The organism is Elizabethkingia argenteiflava, from assembly GCF_009904105.1.
Lineage (GTDB): Bacteria > Bacteroidota > Bacteroidia > Flavobacteriales > Weeksellaceae > Elizabethkingia > Elizabethkingia argenteiflava.
In genome coordinates, this window is the sequence record NZ_JAAABJ010000599.1 from 1 (window position 1) to 284 (window position 284).

Sequence of the window (284 nt, forward strand, 5' to 3'; positions counted from 1 at the left end):
ATTTTGATACAAGTGCTTAATATCTTTGAGATAATGAATATCATGTACAGAAGCTTGTGTTACATCAAAATCGGTAAAAATCCCATCAGTAGTAAACACTGCATGCAATTTATAACCATAATAAACATTATTTTGCCAAGCACAAAAACCTTTATCCGGGCTGGTAAAGTAATTTTCTCTACAAACAGTACTTCTGCAACTTCTGATTAATTTTCATATTTCTAATGGCATGCTATCTACAATGTAATAATCACTGACAGATATTTTTGCAGCTATCTTGTTTC

1 pseudogene is annotated in these 284 nt (G+C 31.0%); it reads right to left on the minus strand.

Annotated elements, in window-relative coordinates:
• Positions 1-284: pseudogene (locus GNY06_RS15765) on the minus strand (transposase); the annotation flags it as partial.